The organism is Vibrio sp. OPT46 (genome assembly GCF_015163535.1).
Lineage (GTDB): Bacteria > Pseudomonadota > Gammaproteobacteria > Enterobacterales > Vibrionaceae > Vibrio > Vibrio alginolyticus.
Genome location: NZ_JADDYG010000530.1, coordinates 35,653 through 53,057 on the forward strand (window position 1 = coordinate 35,653; position 17,405 = coordinate 53,057).

General features: G+C 44.1%; 13 protein-coding genes and 1 pseudogene. 7 read left to right on the forward strand and 7 right to left on the reverse strand.

All coding sequences use genetic code 11. From position 1 onward, the window contains the following. Nucleotides 1-743, reverse strand: a pseudogene (locus IQR33_RS33935) (CIA30 family protein); the annotation flags it as partial. Nucleotides 744-1,079: 336 nt separating this feature from the next. Between IQR33_RS33935 and IQR33_RS21640 the strand changes: the two are divergent. Further along, entirely contained in the window at nt 1,080-1,904 is an 825-nt protein-coding gene (locus IQR33_RS21640; protein WP_005377984.1) for a DUF2797 domain-containing protein, read from the forward strand. Nucleotides 1,905-1,994: 90 nt separating this feature from the next. Here the strand turns inward: IQR33_RS21640 and IQR33_RS21645 are convergent, their stop codons facing one another. Next, nucleotides 1,995-3,230 (reverse strand): cysteine desulfurase-like protein, encoded by a 1,236-nt coding sequence (locus IQR33_RS21645; RefSeq protein WP_005377986.1) that lies wholly within the window; start codon nt 3,228-3,230, stop codon nt 1,995-1,997. Beyond that, nucleotides 3,214-3,870, reverse strand: coding sequence for a 2OG-Fe dioxygenase family protein (locus tag IQR33_RS21650; protein ID WP_193837436.1), 657 nt, complete (start codon nt 3,868-3,870; stop codon nt 3,214-3,216). Before IQR33_RS21650 ends, IQR33_RS21645 begins: the two co-directional genes overlap by 17 nt. A 359-nt stretch (nt 3,871-4,229) precedes the next feature. On the opposite strand from IQR33_RS21650, the gene trxB reads away from it, so the two are divergent. The 3 genes from trxB to cydC all read left to right on the forward strand — a co-directional run bounded on the left by trxB (nt 4,230) and on the right by cydC (nt 8,794). After that, nucleotides 4,230-5,189 carry a thioredoxin-disulfide reductase gene (gene trxB / locus IQR33_RS21655; protein ID WP_005377991.1) on the forward strand — a complete coding sequence of 320 codons (960 nt, stop codon included), beginning with the start codon at nt 4,230-4,232 and terminating at the stop codon, nt 5,187-5,189. A gap of 103 nt (nt 5,190-5,292) precedes the next feature. Beyond that, nucleotides 5,293-7,080, forward strand: a complete 1,788-nt coding sequence (gene cydD / locus IQR33_RS21660) for a heme ABC transporter permease/ATP-binding protein CydD (RefSeq protein ID WP_193837437.1) — start codon at nt 5,293-5,295, stop codon at nt 7,078-7,080. Further along, nucleotides 7,073-8,794 carry a heme ABC transporter ATP-binding protein/permease CydC gene (gene cydC / locus IQR33_RS21665; RefSeq protein ID WP_193837438.1) on the forward strand — a complete coding sequence of 574 codons (1,722 nt, stop codon included), beginning with the start codon at nt 7,073-7,075 and terminating at the stop codon, nt 8,792-8,794. Before cydD ends, cydC begins: the two co-directional genes overlap by 8 nt. A 97-nt stretch (nt 8,795-8,891) precedes the next feature. On the opposite strand, the gene IQR33_RS21670 is transcribed toward cydC, so the two are convergent. The 3 genes from IQR33_RS21670 to IQR33_RS21680 form a co-directional block, all read right to left on the reverse strand. After that, nucleotides 8,892-10,223 (reverse strand): D-serine ammonia-lyase, encoded by a 1,332-nt coding sequence (locus tag IQR33_RS21670; RefSeq protein WP_053349523.1) that lies wholly within the window; start codon nt 10,221-10,223, stop codon nt 8,892-8,894. Nucleotides 10,224-10,306: 83 nt separating this feature from the next. After that, complete coding sequence (gene serC / locus IQR33_RS21675; RefSeq protein WP_005378000.1) at nt 10,307-11,401, reverse strand: 3-phosphoserine/phosphohydroxythreonine transaminase; 1,095 nt, start codon at nt 11,399-11,401, stop codon at nt 10,307-10,309. 137 nt (nt 11,402-11,538) lie between these two features. After that, on the reverse strand, nt 11,539-12,807 hold the full coding sequence (locus IQR33_RS21680) for a DUF945 family protein (protein ID WP_193837439.1): 1,269 nt from the start codon (nt 12,805-12,807) through the stop codon (nt 11,539-11,541). Between the two features lie 186 nt (nt 12,808-12,993). On the opposite strand from IQR33_RS21680, the gene IQR33_RS21685 reads away from it, so the two are divergent. The 3 genes from IQR33_RS21685 (at nt 12,994) to IQR33_RS21695 (ending at nt 16,268) form a co-directional block, all read left to right on the forward strand. After that, nucleotides 12,994-14,934 carry an ATP-binding protein gene (locus IQR33_RS21685; RefSeq protein ID WP_025766845.1) on the forward strand — a complete coding sequence of 647 codons (1,941 nt, stop codon included), beginning with the start codon at nt 12,994-12,996 and terminating at the stop codon, nt 14,932-14,934. Further along, nucleotides 14,931-15,428 carry a response regulator gene (locus IQR33_RS21690; protein WP_005378005.1) on the forward strand — a complete coding sequence of 166 codons (498 nt, stop codon included), beginning with the start codon at nt 14,931-14,933 and terminating at the stop codon, nt 15,426-15,428. The genes IQR33_RS21685 and IQR33_RS21690 overlap by 4 nt, the downstream gene beginning before the upstream one ends. Nucleotides 15,429-15,719: 291 nt before the next feature. Next, nucleotides 15,720-16,268 carry a hypothetical protein gene (locus tag IQR33_RS21695; RefSeq protein ID WP_005378006.1) on the forward strand — a complete coding sequence of 183 codons (549 nt, stop codon included), beginning with the start codon at nt 15,720-15,722 and terminating at the stop codon, nt 16,266-16,268. Nucleotides 16,269-16,460: 192 nt separating this feature from the next. Here IQR33_RS21695 and IQR33_RS21700 read toward each other — a convergent pair whose 3' ends face one another. After that, complete coding sequence (locus IQR33_RS21700; RefSeq protein WP_193837440.1) at nt 16,461-17,048, reverse strand: TfoX/Sxy family DNA transformation protein; 588 nt, start codon at nt 17,046-17,048, stop codon at nt 16,461-16,463. Between the last annotated feature and the right edge of the window lie 357 nt (nt 17,049-17,405).

Here is a 17,405-nt window from a genome sequence, read left to right on the forward strand (position 1 = left end):
ACTCTATTTTTTCGTAACTCATGCAGAGAAAAAGCCAGTCCAAGCGCCATCCAAGAGAGTAATAATGCATACAACAATGTTTCTTGCGCAAGGTAAGCGCCTTCAAACTCAATTTTATCAATCACAATTCTATGTTTACCAAGTGCCGCACCAGACCCAGTTGCAATATCAATACGTGTGATGTTTGAAAATTCAGGTGCAGAGTGCTCAATCGCGACTCCGTTATCCGCTAACCACCAGGTCATCACCTGAAGATTTTTAATCGGAATTTCGACAATATCGCTCGAACCCGACGGAGAAAACTGCATGCCATTATATTTAATGGTGTACTCGTCGTCCGGCTTGGAATACTCAGAATTATAATTGCGAAGATACAAACGTAGGTCGTGGCTAGGGTTAGCCCCTATTCCTGCCTCTTCATATCGCACCTTCAATCGAATCGTATGGTAGTTGGAAAGGTCAATACCCTGTGTTGGCGTTGCTGAATCGGTATAAACCGAGATTCCGCAGTAAGGCCAAGCATACGAGCTCTGCTTTAGTTCACAGCTAAGAACTAGGCTTTGCCGATCGTATGTGATATCAGCCTCACTCACACCTCCTTCACTGGCATCTTTAGTTGCATAGATATTGAAATGCTCAGGTGTAATGGTCAGCTTTCGCGTATCGCCAAGCACACTATAAAGGGCAACCAAGCTGATAGTGCAAATAGAAAGAGCAAAGATAAAGTTATGGATCCACTTCATGGGCAAGTGACCTGCTGAGATTATATGCAATACGTGAGGTTCAATAATTTCAAAAAATGAAATCAAGGTGATTTATCAAGAAATAAAATCACTTTCTCATTCAATTCTTAGTTTCGACACATAGTAACGGATTTTGAACCGTTATCACGTTTTAAAATTTCTAAAAAGTGCAGCTCAACTTCTATTTGCGAAGCATTTCACAGCCATAATTTTTAGAAAATAAAACACGATGCATAATAATTTAGTGCAAGACATTTACTTTAAAGCTCCTGTCAACCCTGCATCTCTTCTCCACTTCAGTATATACTGTGCAAAAACACAATAATGAGTAATGTCATGTCATTAATTGCAACTGGCACGCTAAACAAAATGCGTGCTTCTCTGGACGGTGCCGTCAACTACCGTCTTCCTGTCGGTGAGGAAGAAATCGACTTAACTCCGTTTCTGGGTAAAACGCTCACACTGACTCACACTGGCAATATTTTTTGTTGCTCATGTGGAAAGAAAACGAAAAAGAGTTATTCGCAAGGCCACTGTTTTGTATGCATGAAAAAGCTAGCAAGCTGCGACATGTGTATCATGAAGCCAGAGACCTGCCACTACGATCAAGGGACTTGTCGCGAACCACAATGGGGTGAAGAGAATTGCATGGTGGATCACTTTGTCTACCTGTCCAACACATCCAGCTTAAAAGTTGGTATTACTCGTCATACTCAAATCCCGACTCGTTGGATTGACCAAGGCGCGACTCAGGGCTTGCCAATTTTTAAAGTAAAAACTCGCCATATCTCCGGTTTAATTGAAGTTGAACTGGCGAAACATATCGCAGACAAGACCAATTGGCGCACACTGCTTAAAGGTGACGGTGAACCTATGGCATTGCAGGACCGTTTTGCTGAGCTATTGCCTTTAGTCGAAGAGAAAATTGCCGAGATAAAACAGCAATTCGGCGAAGATGCCATTGAAGTATTAAACGAAAGCATTACCGACCTTAGCTACCCGGTACAACAGCACCCAACGAAGATCACTTCGCATAACTTCGATAAAAACCCGGTTGTTACTGGCACTTTGCAAGGCATTAAAGGTCAATACCTCATCTTTGATACTGGCGTTATTAATGTAAGAAAATTCACTTCCTATGAAGTTGAAGTTAGTGAGTAATCGCTTGTAAAACGCGTTGATTCAAATAAAAACGAAAAAAGCTCGAGTTTGACTCGAGCTTTTGTTTTTCTATTAGGAAGAAATCGTTAGTTATGCGTCAAGGATGCTTTCTAGCACATCGAATAACATATCGACTTCTTCTATTGTGTTGTAATGCATACAACCAATTCGCACTACACCACCCGATTCTTCTAAACCAAGTTGACGAACTAAGCCCAACGCATAAAAGTGACCATTCCATACACAAATGTTATGTTCACCCAGTGTTTTCGCGATGAACTCTGGAGAATATCGGTCAAACGTTAGCGCAAAAGTTGGCGTGCGGAGTTGGCTATCTTCCTTTGCGATACCGAATAGATTGACACCATCTAATGCATTCAAACGCTGTAAGAAACGCTCACTCAAGCGCTGTTCATGTTGTTCATACAGTTGGTAGCTTTGCTCCAATCGTTGGCGAAGAGGTAAACCGACTTCACCAAATTGAGCCAGATACTCAACCGCAGAAACGACACCAGCAAGACCTTCAAAACTTTGCGTTCCTGTTTCAAATCGACCTGGGCCTATATTAGTGGCAGGCTCGACTTTGTAAGGGCGAATACTGTGGAGCCACTGATCGGCTATGTAAGCAATACCAACGTGCGGTCCGAAAAACTTGTAAGCTGAGCAAGCTAAAAAGTCACAACCTAACGCTTGAACATCAACCAAATGATGAGGCGCATAATGGACGGCATCCACATAAACTTGTGCCCCAACATTGTGCGCCATGCTGACTACTTGCTGTACATCCACAATAGAACCCGTCGTGTTCGATGCATAAGTCACAGCGACAAGGCGCGTTTTATCAGAAAGAAGGCGGCTTAAATGCTCCATATCCAGCGTACAATCTTCTTCGTTGATACGAACTTGATGAACCGTAACGCCTTTATCTTCTGCCGCTTGCTGCCAGCTGGATACATTTGAATAGTGATCCAAAGCGGAGACAATGATCTCATCTCCTGCTTGCCAATCTCGACTAATCGCGCGACTAAGCTGAAAGGTTAGTGAGGTCATATTGGCACCGAAGACAATATTGCCAGATGAAGGGGCATTAAGTAGCGCCTGAGCCGACTCACGCGCATTTTGCATTACGTCAACGGTCACTTGGCTAGAAAAATAATGCCCGCCTAAGTTAGCGTTGAAACGACCTAAATACCCAACCATGCTGTCTAGTACTGGTTGAGGCACTTGTGAGCCACCTGGACCATCAAAAAACGTCACGGGCTTGTCGTTGTGGTATTGAGCCAACGCCGGAAATTGCTCTCTGATCTGATTAAGATTGAAGTTCATTACGCTTATCCGTAGCAGTAAGTACAAATACATCCATATGGCCCGCTTCGTCATCAATAACAGAGCGGATTGGGCACGCGTTATGCCACAGCTTGCTATCAGCCAAGATTGCGACCTCTCCGGTTTCTAGCACTTTACGGAAAAATGGGGCTTGGTTATGGCTGCTGTACAGCATGATGTCGCCACCGATGATGTTATGGCGTCCCACACCAACCATTGCAATGTGATCAAAACCGTCTTGGTGCACACCTTCAGGTGCTACTTGGGTTTCTTCTTCCAGTGCCCTGATACGGATTTGGTGAATTTCTATTTCTTGACCGTTTGGCAGATGATTCACATTGACAAACAATTCACACATTTCCCGAAAGCCATCGCTGGTAAGAATATCCTTCTCAATTGGCTCGAATTGTCTTACTACATCACCTTGAAATCGGTTGATATCAGAGGATTGAACAAAGCTATTTTTATTTAAGTCGATGACTTTGCCGTTATCAAAACCAACCACAGAATAACGTCGTAGTCGATACTGACCATCTGCATGTTCGGTACGAGGCAGTTCTTCAAACGATGGGGAAAGCTGCTCAATTGCTGCCATGCTGAGCTGTGTTAAATGTAGAGTATTCTCACGTGAATGTAACATCATTTGCTCCTTTAATGAGGCACATTAATTAACATTTAATTTACACACTAGGTTACGCAAATATTCTGCAATTACCAGCTTTTAACGTCGATAGCTTCAACAAAACGACGAAAACAACATAACAAACCAAATCAAACCACAAAAACAGAGCCATGTTTCAGTTTTACGCTTTGACAATATTTGAAACTAGACTTCTCTACTACGAATAGAATTTTATGCTAGAAGTCAACGTTCTCTATCAATATTTAGTGGGTTCTAATCTATAACCAATTATTCGATCACAATCGTTGTTTATGCTTTTAAAGCACTAAGAATTTCCATACAATCGAGGGAAATGTTACGCCCTTTTTGGAGCCATAATGAGCGACGTAAAACACTGTAAATTATTAATTCTTGGTTCTGGTCCTGCAGGATACACAGCTGCCGTCTACGCAGCGCGTGCAAACTTAAACCCTGTGCTTGTGACGGGAATGCAACAAGGTGGTCAGCTAACCACCACAACTGAAGTTGAAAACTGGCCAGGCGATGCTGAGGGACTGACAGGTCCAGCATTGATGGATCGCATGAAAGAACACGCCGAGCGTTTCGAAACTGAAATCGTATTTGATCACATCAATGAAGTAGAGCTATCACAACGCCCATTTCGTTTAAAAGGCGACTCAGGTGAGTACACTTGTGATGCCTTAATCATATCTACCGGCGCATCAGCAAAATACCTTGGCCTTGAGTCTGAAGAAGCATTTAAAGGTCGCGGCGTTTCTGCTTGTGCAACCTGTGACGGTTTCTTCTACCGTAATCAGAAAGTTGCAGTTGTGGGCGGTGGTAACACGGCTGTTGAAGAAGCGCTATACCTATCTAACATTGCGTCAGAAGTTCACCTGATCCACCGCCGCGATTCATTCCGCGCAGAGAAGATCCTTGTGAAACGTCTGATGGATAAAGTTGAAAGCGGTAATATCGTTCTTCATACCGATCGCACTCTCGATGAAGTACTGGGTGACGATATGGGCGTAACGGGCGTCCGCATTAAAGACGTGAACAGCGGTGCGACAGAAGATATCGATGTAATGGGTGCATTCATCGCAATTGGCCACCAGCCAAACACACAAATCTTTGAAGGCCAAGTAGACATGAAAGATGGCTACATCATCGTTCAATCAGGTCTTGAAGGCAACGCAACACAAACTAGTATCGAAGGTGTATTTGCAGCTGGCGACGTAATGGACCACAACTACCGTCAAGCGATCACCTCTGCAGGTACAGGTTGTATGGCTGCATTAGATGCTGAACGTTTCTTAGACTCACTTGGTGACAAATAACTTTTCACATTTGTGTCATATCCTTAAAGCCCAGCGGTATTCCCGCTGGGTTTTCTTTTGTATACTACCGCCTCATTAAAACAATTATCATTAAGCCTTCACGATGGATAAGAAAAAGCAAAGCAGCTTGAATAAGTGGCTGAAGCAACAAAGTAAGTTAGCCAAGCGCTGGCTTATGATTGCGATAGGCCTAGGCGTACTTTCAAGCGTGTTTTTATTGGCTCAAGCAGCCCTGCTCGCCTCCATTCTGCACCAGTTAATCATTGACCAAGTCGACAAAGCAGACCTCATTTGGCATTTTGTTGGGCTCGGTGGCACGGTTATCGGTCGAGCTGCTTGTACCTGGGGTCGAGAGCTTGCCGGTTACCGTTGCGGGGAGCAAATTCGAGTTTATATTCGCCAACTCATTTTAGATAAAGTTCATAAACTTGGGCCAGCTTACATCAAAGGCAAACCCGCTGGCAGTTGGGCAACGCTCATCTTAGAGCAGGTAGAAGATATGCAAGATTTCTTCTCACGCTATTTGCCTCAAATGTCATTATCGGTACTAGTGCCTTTCATCATTTTGGTTGTCGTATTCCCAGTAAACTGGGCAGCAGGCTTGATCTTCCTAGTCACTGCACCACTAGTGCCTATTTTCATGGCACTGGTTGGGATGAAAGCCGCAGAAGCAAATCGTAAAAACTTTAAAGCGATGCAGCGTTTGTCGGGTCACTTTTATGACCGCTTGCAAGCAATGACAACCATTCGCTTATTCGATAGAACAAAATCTGAAACTGAGACGCTAAAGGGGGCTTCAGAAGTCTTTCGTACTCGTACCATGGACGTTCTGAAAATCGCGTTTCTGTCTTCTGCGGTGTTAGAGTTTTTTACTTCTATTTCTATCGCAATTACCGCTGTCTACTTTGGCTTTAGTTATATCGGGGAGCTGGACTTCGGCTACTACGGCACAGGTGTTACGCTCTTTGCTGGTTTGTTCATTCTGATTCTTGCGCCAGAGTTTTATCAGCCATTACGTGATTTGGGCACGTTCTATCATGCGAAACAGCAAGCGGTTGGCGCAGCAGAAAGCATTGTCGAGTTTCTGGATTTGGAAGTCGATCAAATCAAAGATGGTACCCAAGCGTTAGATAAAAACAGCCCTATCCATATTGAAGCGGACCAGTTAACCATTTTTAGTCCGGAAGGTAAGCAGCTCGCAGGTCCCCTATCCTTCTCTCTTGAAGCCAACAAAAGTACAGCGTTGGTTGGACCAAGTGGCGCAGGTAAAACAAGTTTGGTAAACACAATCCTCGGTTTCATGCCTTATCAAGGTAGCTTAAAAATTAATGGCTGCGAATTGTCGCAACTGGATCTAGCCACATGGCGAGAGGCAGTAAGCTGGATTGGTCAAAACCCGATGCTATTACACGGTAGCATTCGAGATAACATCACACTAGGTAAGCACAATATTCAGGATGCTGACGTACATTCTGTGTTGAATGACTCTCACGCTGCTGAATTTGTTGAAATGCATGGGTTGGATTATCCGATATCTGATCGTTCTGGTGGTTTATCTGTCGGCCAAGCGCAGCGTTTAGCACTGGCTCGCGCCATGCTACAAAATGGTCGTTTTTGGTTGTTAGATGAACCAACCGCAAGCTTAGATGCTCGCAGTGAAAAACTCGTGATGGAAGGCATTAACAAGTATGCGTATGCCACAACGAATTTGATGATTACTCACCAACTTGCGCCTTTACAAAACGTATCGCAAATTCTTGTTATGCAGGACGGTCAGATTGTTCAACGTGGTGATTACGCCACACTGTCGACAGAAGATGGCTTATTTAAAGACATGTTGGAAGCGAACCTCGCACAACGTGAAACAGACAAGGGGAACTTAGATGCGTGATTTACTCCCTTATCTTAAACTCTATAAGAAACACTGGTTTGGTCTTTCGCTAGGTATGCTACTGGCATTTCTGACCTTAGCGGCGTCTATTGGCTTATTAACGCTATCAGGTTGGTTTATTTCAGCCGCAGCGGTGGCAGGCTTGACGGTTGCTCGTGAGACCTTCAACTACATGTTACCAGGTGCCGGGGTACGCGGCGCTGCAATGGCTCGAACCGCAGGTCGATGGGGAGAACGTGTCGTTAGCCACAATGCAACGTTCAAGCTGCTTACCGATCTACGTATCTTCTTCTTTAAGCAACTTGCACCACTGATTCCGGGTCGTGTTTCTACGATGCGTGATGCCGATCTGCTCAACCGCCTAGTAGCGGACGTAGATGCGATGGATCACGTTTACCTTCGACTTATCAGCCCTGTCGTGATTGGTGTTTTTGGCATATTGAGTTTAACGGCTGTCCTGGCTTTCTTTGATTGGCATCTCGCCCTACTGCTTGGCTCGATTCTTACCGTCATGTTGTTTGTATGGCCAGTACTGTTCTATAAACTGGGTAAAAACAATGGCGAGAATCTCACTCATCATAAAGCGCAATTGCGAGTGGCGACACTGGACTGGCTTCAAGGCTACAGTGAACTGAGTATCTTTGGAGCAGAAGAACGTTATCGTAATCTCATTCTAGAGAAGCAGAAGCAGTTGCTGTCTAACCAATTTGTGAACGCGAATTTAACGGGCATGGCTTCAGGCCTGCTTATGCTGGTGAACGGCCTTACACTGGTTGTGATGCTTTGGTTTGCTGCAGACGGTGTAGGTGGTCGTGCTCCTGATCCTTGGATTGCGCTGTTTGCGTTTGCAACCATGGCGAGCTTTGAGATTCTGATGCCTATCGCGGGCGCATTCCAGTATCTCGGTCAAACGTTGACCTCTGCTCGTCGTTTAAATGAAGTAATTTTGGCTGAACCTGACGTTGTCTTCCCTGAGCAGTCGAGACATAAAGACACAACGTTAGACATTGAATTCGACAACATAGATTTTACTTACCCTGACGGTCAGCAAAAGGTACTGAAAGACTTGTCACTCTCACTACCGTTGGGCACTAAAACTGCAATTGTAGGTCAAACAGGTTCAGGTAAATCAACACTGATTCAGCTTCTTTGCCGCTACTGGGATGTTAACCAAGGTGAAGTTCGAATCGGTGGTACAAAACTGCAAGATTGGAGCGAGTCGGACCTGCGGGCAGCAATGACTGTGGTCAGTCAACGCGTAGATGTACTAAACGGGACACTACGTGACAACTTACTCATGGCCGCTCCGGATGCAAGTGATGAGCAACTGTCTACTATTTTACAAAAAGTCGAGCTTGGCGGACTTCTTGAAGAGCCGGGGTTAGACGCTTGGTTAGGCGACGGCGGCCGTCAGTTATCTGGTGGTGAGAAACGCCGAATCGGTATTGCTCGAGCATTGCTACGTGATGCCCCAATCCTACTCTTAGATGAACCGACTGAAGGCCTCGATAAGCGTACGGAACAAAAAGTGATGGCGCTTTTCAATGAACACTTTGCTAATAAGACAGTAGTATTCATTACACACCGACTGATAGAGTTAGAAAGTATGGATAGCATCTGTTTGATGGAACAAGGTGAGATCATCGAACAAGGCGACCATCCAACGCTACTCGCTCAAAAAGGTCGTTACTACCAGCTATTACAATCTCTATAATTCGATTTTCAGTGACGAGAAGGGCTCATCAAACGATGAGCCCTTTTGTTATTCCTGTATTATTAGTTACCTAATTAAGCACGTATACAGTGCTGATTTACCGACCAGATTTTTTGAGATAAGCCGCCATTTCATCTTCCGGAACCATGCCCCCACCTGTTGCCCAAACAAGATGTGTTGCGTTTTTGAGTTTTTCTTCGTCAAATTTCATTCGAGACTGATAAGCATGGTTATTCGAGACGTGCACTGCCCCAATCATACCGGCTAATGCAGAAGGCTCTAGATTAATACCTTCCAGTTCACTTAACTCACCCAAGTGGTGATACATACGAGCGTCATCAATGGTGTAAAAACCATCAAGTAGCCTTTCCATCGCTCTTCCGACAAATCCCGAGGCACGCCCGACTGCCAAACCATCAGCGGCGGTGATGTTATCGATACCCAGATCTTGCACCGAAATATCGTCATGCAAGCCTGTATGTACGCCCAACAGCATGCACGGTGAGTGCGTTGGCTCTGCGAAAATACAGTGGACATGCTCGCCAAATGCTACCTTCAAGCCAAATGCCACGCCACCAGGCCCGCCGCCAACACCACAAGGAAGATAAACAAACAATGGATGATGCTCATCAACCACGATTCCCAAGTCATCAAATTGCTGCTTAAGACGCTCACCCGCAACAGAGTAACCTAGAAACAGCGTCCGTGAGTTTTCATCATCGATAAAGAAACAGTTGGGATCTTTTTCTGCCTCTTTACGACCTTGCTCGACAGCAATACCATAATCTTCTTGGTGCTCTACGACATTAACACCATGCGACCGGAGCTTATTTTTCTTCCATTCCCGCGCATCCGCAGACATGTGGACTGAAACTGAAAAACCCAGCTTCGCACTCATGATGCCGATGGACATACCAAGATTGCCGGTTGAGCCAACCGCAATACTGTACTGCTTAAAAAACTGCCGAAACTCATTGCTGAACAATTTGCTGTAATCATCGCTTTCACAGAGCAAGCCGGCATCAAACGCCAACTTTTCTGCATGAGTGAGCACTTCATAAATACCACCTCTCGCTTTGATCGAACCAGAAATTGGCAAATGACTGTCTTTTTTGAGCATTAAATGGCCCAATATTGGCGTGTCGTATTGCTGCTCCAAACGCACTTTCATATTGGGAATATCCACCACTGCGGACTCAATAACGCCACGCGACGTTTCCGTTTCGGGAAACGCTTTCATCAAATAAGGCGCAAATCGTGTTAGCCGTTCACTCGCCGCTTGAATATCTTTTTCATCTAACCCGACATGAGGTAAGCCTTCCTCCAAGGAAGTGATATGGGGGTTGAACCAACAAACCTCTTCAAGATCAATAAGTGCTGCCAAGAGTGGGAACTGCTTAGTCAGCGCTTCAATATTTGCCTTGGTCATTTTACCTTCCTGGAATGATGTGAGTTGAGATAAACAAAAGCGCCGCAATATCGACGCTTTGGAGAACAACTATCAGTTTGAGCTTACGCGTAGTTTTTCTCAAACTCTTGCATGAAGTCTACTAACGCTTGAACGCCTTCTAGCGGCATTGCGTTATAAATGGATGCTCGCATACCACCAACTGCTCGATGACCTTTTAGCGCTTTCAGCCCTTTAGAGTCTGCTAGCTCAAGGAAGGTTGCATCCAGTTCAGGCTTAGCAAGTTGAAATGGCACGTTCATCAAAGAACGGTTTGCTGAGTGCACGCCATTACGGTAGAAATCAGACTGATCGATGTAATCATACAGTAGCGCGGCTTTAGCGCGGTTCACTTGCTCAATTGCTTTTACTCCACCCTGTGCCTTCAGCCATTTGAAAACAAGACCAGACAGGTACCATGCAAAGGTTGGTGGTGTGTTGAACATTGATTCTTTTTCTGCCAAAACAGTGTAATCCAAAATACTTGGTAGTACCTGCTTCGCCATACCTAATAAATCATCGCGCACGATAGCAATAGCAATGCCGGAAGGACCAATATTTTTCTGAGCGCCCGCGTAAATCACACCGTATTTAGACACATCGATTTCACGAGAAAGAATTGTCGAAGACATGTCAGCAACAATCGGTTTGTCGGTGATAGGAAGATCGTTAATCTCAATACCATCAATGGTCTCATTTGGACAGAAGTGAACGTAAGCCGCTTCTGGAGCAATTTTCCATTCACTTGCAGGTAGAACCGCGACTTTCCCGTTGATTTCTGTTTTTGCATCAAACACGTCTGGTTCGCAGTATTTTTTCGCTTCAGCTACCGCGCTTTCAGCCCAATAACCACCATCGATGTAAGTTGCCGTATCGGCATCACCAAGTAAGTTTAGAGGAACAGCAGCAAACTGAGCACGAGCACCACCTTGGCAGAACAGCACTTTATAGTTGTCCGGAATGTTCAGAAGATCACGTAAATCCTGCTCGGCTTCTTCTGCAACTTTGATGAACTCTTTGCTTCGGTGGCTGATTTCCATGACCGAAGTGCCAAGACCTTGCCAATCGATTAGTTCCTGTTGTGCTTGCTGCATAACTGCTTTAGGCAGACCTGCTGGCCCTGCACTGAAGTTAAATACGTTGTCCGTATTTTGTTCCATGATGCTCATTGCTCCTGCTATGTAAATATTACGAAATTAATATCACGTTTTCGCAGTGATAAAAACAAGAAAAGAGGTCTTACGACCTCTTTTTAAAGACTAAGCGTTGAATTGGAACAAATTCGCAACAACACGAATTACTGTTGTTGCATCAAAGCAGGCATAAGTAGAGCCACCAATGGGAACTCATGCCCATTTTCGAACTTCAATTTGCCTTCACCAATTTCTGCTTTTAATTGATAACCGCCCTCTACTTTTTCGATCAACTCCATAATAAGGAGCTCATCAATCCCTTCTTGAATAAATGGGTAATGCGTTACTAATTCATCAGAGAAGTAAGTGCTAAGTTCACCAGTAGTGGCCGTCACCAACTTCATTGGATCTTGAGAAATATGCTCAGTACCTTCAGGGATGGATAGTTGCCACTCATTGTGGAACTTGCCGTCACCGAACGCGAGTGAAAGCTCGTTCACGGATAAATCAAAACCTTTGCTAAACAGCGTATCGACATGCGGCAATAAGCTCGCAATTTCCTGCTCATCTAACATAGGAGAGCTTTGATAGATAGACATAATTTGATCAAAAGACTGGCTATCCACATCTGCAATTGAGAAATCCAACTTAAAGTTATCGACATCCGTCCCATCAGTTAAACGTAATTTCTTAGCATCTAGGTTTAATTGACTGTTCAGCTTATCACCAGACTCACTCATCGTAGTGTTACCACGGTAGCTCGCATTTTCAATCAAAAAGATAGGCGTTAAGTTCGCATCAACCACATCTAGCTTCTCTAGAGAGAAAGACTGCTCGCCTAACCAGTAGCCTTTTGCTTGCTTTCCTTTACCTTGCCCTGTCAATGCATTCAGATGAAGCTCTTCACCGTTTTCAAAATCCACTTGAACAGAAGGAACAGAAACTTGGTAATTGAGATCACCCAACACCGTCACATCACCTGTTACTTTTGCAGGGCTTGTAGAAACAGAAACACCTTGCGCTTCGTTACGATAATGCCAACTATCTAGGTCGAGGATAAATACTGTATTGCCATTTAGTTGAGTCTGGCTATGCATCGTGAGAGGCAAAAAGTCATTGTCCACCAATTTTGAATCTGCTGTTAGGCTTGTTAGACCGTGGCTAACATCACTGGTTACGTCAAACGTCGTTGGCATACCATCACGCTCTAACTGCGTTTTAAGCTCAGGATCAACAACTGAATAACGAGTCAGCACGACTGAAGACAAATAGCCACGCTGATACTCGACCACTTCGCCTTTAATCATTTCATCATTCATATTGGTAATACCATCTTCAATGATGGACTGACCAATTTGTCCGACAGCCAATGGCCAACACAGCGCTAATGAGATAGCACCACCAATGGCGCCGATTTTTTTAAGATTTTGCATAACGTCACTTATTAGATATTTTCGGTCAGTCTACCCCAAACCACCTGCGGAGAAAACATTGAGACAAATCAGACTATTGATGCTTATTCTAGTCCATTAATCAGGAATCATACTTGGCTCCCACTCATCATGTCCTTTTATTGTTAAAGTTTGCGTGGCGAAGTTTTAACCGGAGCTAAAACATCTGTGAATCGTTATGCTGTGTTGTGTCTCGACAACAACCCAATCAGTGCTGAACAGTTTCGATTGGAGCTGTCTGCCTTCTCAAGTAAGTTTGATATATTTTCTGTCGAATCGATAGAAGAGGCTCAAAGCGCTTTAGAGTATCTAGAAGAAAGAGAACAGACTGTTGCTTTAGTTATAGCGAGCCATCACGCTCATTTTAACGGCGTGGATTTTCTTATTGGTTTAGACCGGATGCCACATACCGAGCAAGCAAGAAAAATTCTTATTAGCTGCTCGTCTGATATAGAGGCAATTCTCACTGCCGTTAATGAGGGCAGGCTCGACCACTGCCTCACTAAACCTTTGCCAGATCACGTCTTATTTAACACAGTGCAAAAAGAGCTGACCCAATTTATCTTGCGAAATGGCAAAGAAGACCTGCTAAGTTACAGTCAGATATTGGATCATCACAGCTTGTTGCGAGCGCACATCAATAACCAGATGAGCCATTATCAAGCCGGATTCTTACACGACTACCACTCGATGTCTGATGCCGAGTTAGCCGAGCAAGTGATCTCCGCTCTCCAGCAATTTTTCAAAGATAATGACGAAACAAGAGCGTGCCGTACATACTCACCTGAACATTTGTTAACCGTGGAAGGCGAGCCAAATAGCTTTTTGTGGTTTATCACCGAAGGTGAAGTGGCTCTGTACAAGCGCGATGAGCAAGGCATGCAGCGAGAGGTTGTACGCCATAACAAAGGGAATATTGTCGGAGGCATGTCGTTTGTTACTGGGGAATGTTCTTTCTCGACAGCTCTAACACTAACCAAAACAGAAGTTATCAAACTCGATCGCAACGTATTCAATAAAGTGATGCAAAGCGACTCAAACTTACTGCCTCTTTTTACAAACTTGCTCTTACGCCACTTCAACCGCCGATTGCAAAGAAGCATCAACACCAAACTGCAACTTCAAAAAACGCTCGAATCTTTAGAATCAGCCCACCAGCAGCTCATTGAAAGAGAAAAAATGGCGATGCTTGGTCAATTGGTTGCGGGAGTGGCCCACGAACTAAACAATCCAGTAGCCGCGATATTAAGAGGCGTAGAGAATTTAACGCATACACTAGAACGATTACTTAACGATGCGCCCAGTTCCGATATACAAACCAAAGGCATTGAATTACTGAACAAAGCGCAAACCTCAAAACCCGCTTCAACCGCCGAGCTCAGATCACGCGTAAAAGCGCTTAGCCATACTCTTCCAGACCGAGCGTTGGCAAAGAAAGTGGTGAGCCTTGGTTTAGAATCCGATCACGAGCTACTTACCCAACTAACGAGAAAGCAGCAAGCGTCTTATCATGCTCTCAATACACTAGAGCAATACCACAAAGCAGGTTCTACACTTCGCTCAATTAATGTCTGTGCAGCACGAATTGCTGATATGGTAAAAAGCCTGAAAGGATATGCTCGGTCAGATGATGAGACCCTGCACTATGCCGATATTCATGAGGGCATTGAAGACACCTTGGTGATTTTCGAGAACAAATTAAAAATGCACCAAGTTTCAACCGACTATGCAAACTTGCCTTCCATCCTTTGTCAACCGATCGCACTCCAACAGGTGTGGACGAACTTGGTCTCTAACGCCATTGACGCATTTCCAGAGAAAGGTGTGTTAAACATACAAACACGCCTTGTAGAAAAAGAGCACACACATTATGCCGTTATCTCATTTGAAGATAATGGATGTGGCATTCCTGAATCGCAAAGAGACGCCATTTTCGAGCTGAACTTCACCACAAAAAAAGAAGGTAATTTTGGCTTAGGCATCGGGCTGTCCATCTGCCAGCAAATCGTAACAGCACACAGAGGGTGGATTGACGTCGAATCAGAGATCGGCCAGTTCACACGAATGACCGTCTGGTTACCAGTCATCGAAGAAGGAGATGAAACATGACCAAGTATCTAATTTTATGTGTCGATGACGAACGAGAAGTCTTGGATAGCGTGCTCCAAGATCTTGCTCCCTTCGAGGAGAACTTTGTCGTCGAAGGAGCGGAATCGGTGACTGAAGCTCGGCAAGTGATTGAGGAGATGGCGGAAGAAGAAGTTCAGCTTGCGCTCATTTTATGTGACCACATTATGCCGGAACAAACTGGGATCAGCTTCTTAATCGAACTCAGTCAAAATGGTGACACAAAAGCAGCGCGCAAAGTTTTACTCACAGGACAAGCTGGTTTGGAAGACACCGTAGAAGCCGTAAATAACGCGAGTCTCGATTATTACATTGCCAAACCTTGGAAAGGTGAAGCATTGAGAAAAGCAATCGTGTCTCAGCTTACCGCGTTTGTGATTGAGAATGATGATAACCTGCTATCCTGGACTCAAATCCTTGATTCTGAGGCAATCCTCAACGCCATGGCAGAAAGAAGAGCAAGCTTTGGCGAGTAATAAAGTGTTTGGTTCTAACTTGAACTCAACGATGCTCATTGCACCACCTAACCTCGCATAGTCGAATGAGGTTAGAAAAACATCGTTACTTGTCCGAGTGAAATTCTCGGACACTACGTATATGGCGTAGTTTTTGCTTAAACCAAGGAACTATTAAGTTAATTGACAAAACATCGACACATTTTTGTTGGTCGTCGACCTTCCTTTTTATTATGATGTCGGACAAATCAGATTACGGTTCAAGTGGTTGCTTGAATCCATGGAAATAATGAACAAGGTTTATCGTTAGTTATGCGTAAAACACTATTAGCCGCTGCCTTACTAGTGGCATCAAGCCATGCCCTAGCTGCAAACGATCGCAATGCGCCAGCAACTATGAGCAACTTTAGCTACGACTATTTCGAAGCACGTATTGGCGCAAGTCCTGTGACATTTGGTGCTGGATTCAGCAAATCAATTCACCCGAACGCGCATGTTATTGCTCGTATTGACTCTGAGTTTGAAAGTGATTTTGACTCAGCTGCAGGCTTTGGCTTCCATTCTCCGCTAAACAACTGGGCAGATCTTACTGGTGAAATGCTAATGCGCGTTGTACAACCTTCGAATGAGAGCAGCACAGATGTTGGTATGGAGCTTAACTTAGGTGTTCGCCAATGGTTAGGCCCTCAATTAGAAGTAGGCGGCAAAGTCGGCTACGTTTCTATCGATAACGATGACGATTGGACTGGCTCTGCCTACGCTCGATTCCACTCAACAGAGCTTTTCTCTTTGGGTGCTGAAGCACGTATCAACGATTTTTACGGTGATCAGGTAATGTTCACTACGCGTTTTAAGTTTTAAGATTTGTGCTGTAAGAAAAGAGCAAATTAAAAAACAAAAACCGAGGTCTCTGCCTCGGTTTTTTTGTCTAATTTAATGACTAACTCAATGAAGTGGTAAAAAACTTCAACGTCCTTTTTCCGCTTTTCACACTTGCCTTTACGACCCGCTAACTCCATCGAAACGAGTCAATCATTGTGCGATCAGCTTCGCTTAGTCACACAGTGCCAATAACTGTTTTTTACGCGGCTCTTGGATCAGTTTCCAATGTATGCCATCAGTTGCACCAGCAAATTTCCACAGTAGCTTTACATCAACATCATTACCGTAAGCCGTTTTAACTTTGTTGAAGACTTTTACAGGTCCAAGTTCTAAAAAGGTTTCTACGTCATCAACACCGGCTTTCTTGACCATACGTTCAAGGGTTAGCTGCATGTTGGGTAAGTCTCTTAAGCGTCTACTGGCAGAGGACTTTTGATATTTCCGTTCCTTAATTGAGTATTCAATTGATTTCTGTACCAGTTCATCAAGCCCTATATATCCGGATTCGAATAAATCGGTTACATCATAATAATTTACGGTTGCCGTCGTCTGTTTTTTGACGTGCTTATACTTCTCACAGCTCAGTTGAGTAAACACTTCATCTAGCCCATTACCACCACGTAAGTAGCAGCAATCATTGCTGACAAGCGCAAACATAGCATCATCGGTGAATAAACCAATACCACCGAACATAGAACGTTTTTGGTACTCACTGAAGGTGCGTACATATTTAAAAAAAGCTTGGTCTGTCATGTCCATTGACCTCTTTAATCTGAATAAATTACCCCGATTAGCGATGTCACCAGATAAACAGCAGCTTATAGCGAATTATAAATGTCGATTTGTTGGCGATATTTTTGTGAGTTGTGCTCACCAACTTGCTTAATCATACTTAACGTTGAAAAATAAGTTAGGACATAGGTCACATATAAAAAAGTATAAATTCTGCATACGTGACTAGTTTCACACTTATTGTTCGTGTGGTGATATTTTTTTGACGCATAGCATGCCTAAAACGCGCCATCATTATGATCTCGCTGGCAATTACGGGCACATAATACGCATTTAATTGATAAAGAATACGCTGTAAGGGTACACTGTACGAAAGATCTCAAG

Coding starts and splice junctions, on each gene's coding strand:
- serC (WP_005378000.1), bottom strand. CDS start 11,401: ATGGAACAAAATACGGACAACGTATTTAACTTCAGTGCAGGGCCAGCA.
- IQR33_RS21650 (WP_193837436.1), bottom strand. CDS start 3,870: ATGTTACATTCACGTGAGAATACTCTACATTTAACACAGCTCAGCATG.
- IQR33_RS21700 (WP_193837440.1), bottom strand. CDS start 17,048: ATGGACATGACAGACCAAGCTTTTTTTAAATATGTACGCACCTTCAGT.
- IQR33_RS21670 (WP_053349523.1), bottom strand. CDS start 10,223: ATGACCAAGGCAAATATTGAAGCGCTGACTAAGCAGTTCCCACTCTTG.
- cydC (WP_193837438.1), top strand. CDS start 7,073: ATGCGTGATTTACTCCCTTATCTTAAACTCTATAAGAAACACTGGTTT.
- IQR33_RS21695 (WP_005378006.1), top strand. CDS start 15,720: ATGCGTAAAACACTATTAGCCGCTGCCTTACTAGTGGCATCAAGCCAT.
- cydD (WP_193837437.1), top strand. CDS start 5,293: ATGGATAAGAAAAAGCAAAGCAGCTTGAATAAGTGGCTGAAGCAACAA.
- IQR33_RS21680 (WP_193837439.1), bottom strand. CDS start 12,807: ATGCAAAATCTTAAAAAAATCGGCGCCATTGGTGGTGCTATCTCATTA.
- IQR33_RS21645 (WP_005377986.1), bottom strand. CDS start 3,230: ATGAACTTCAATCTTAATCAGATCAGAGAGCAATTTCCGGCGTTGGCT.
- IQR33_RS21690 (WP_005378005.1), top strand. CDS start 14,931: ATGACCAAGTATCTAATTTTATGTGTCGATGACGAACGAGAAGTCTTG.
- trxB (WP_005377991.1), top strand. CDS start 4,230: ATGAGCGACGTAAAACACTGTAAATTATTAATTCTTGGTTCTGGTCCT.
- IQR33_RS21640 (WP_005377984.1), top strand. CDS start 1,080: ATGTCATTAATTGCAACTGGCACGCTAAACAAAATGCGTGCTTCTCTG.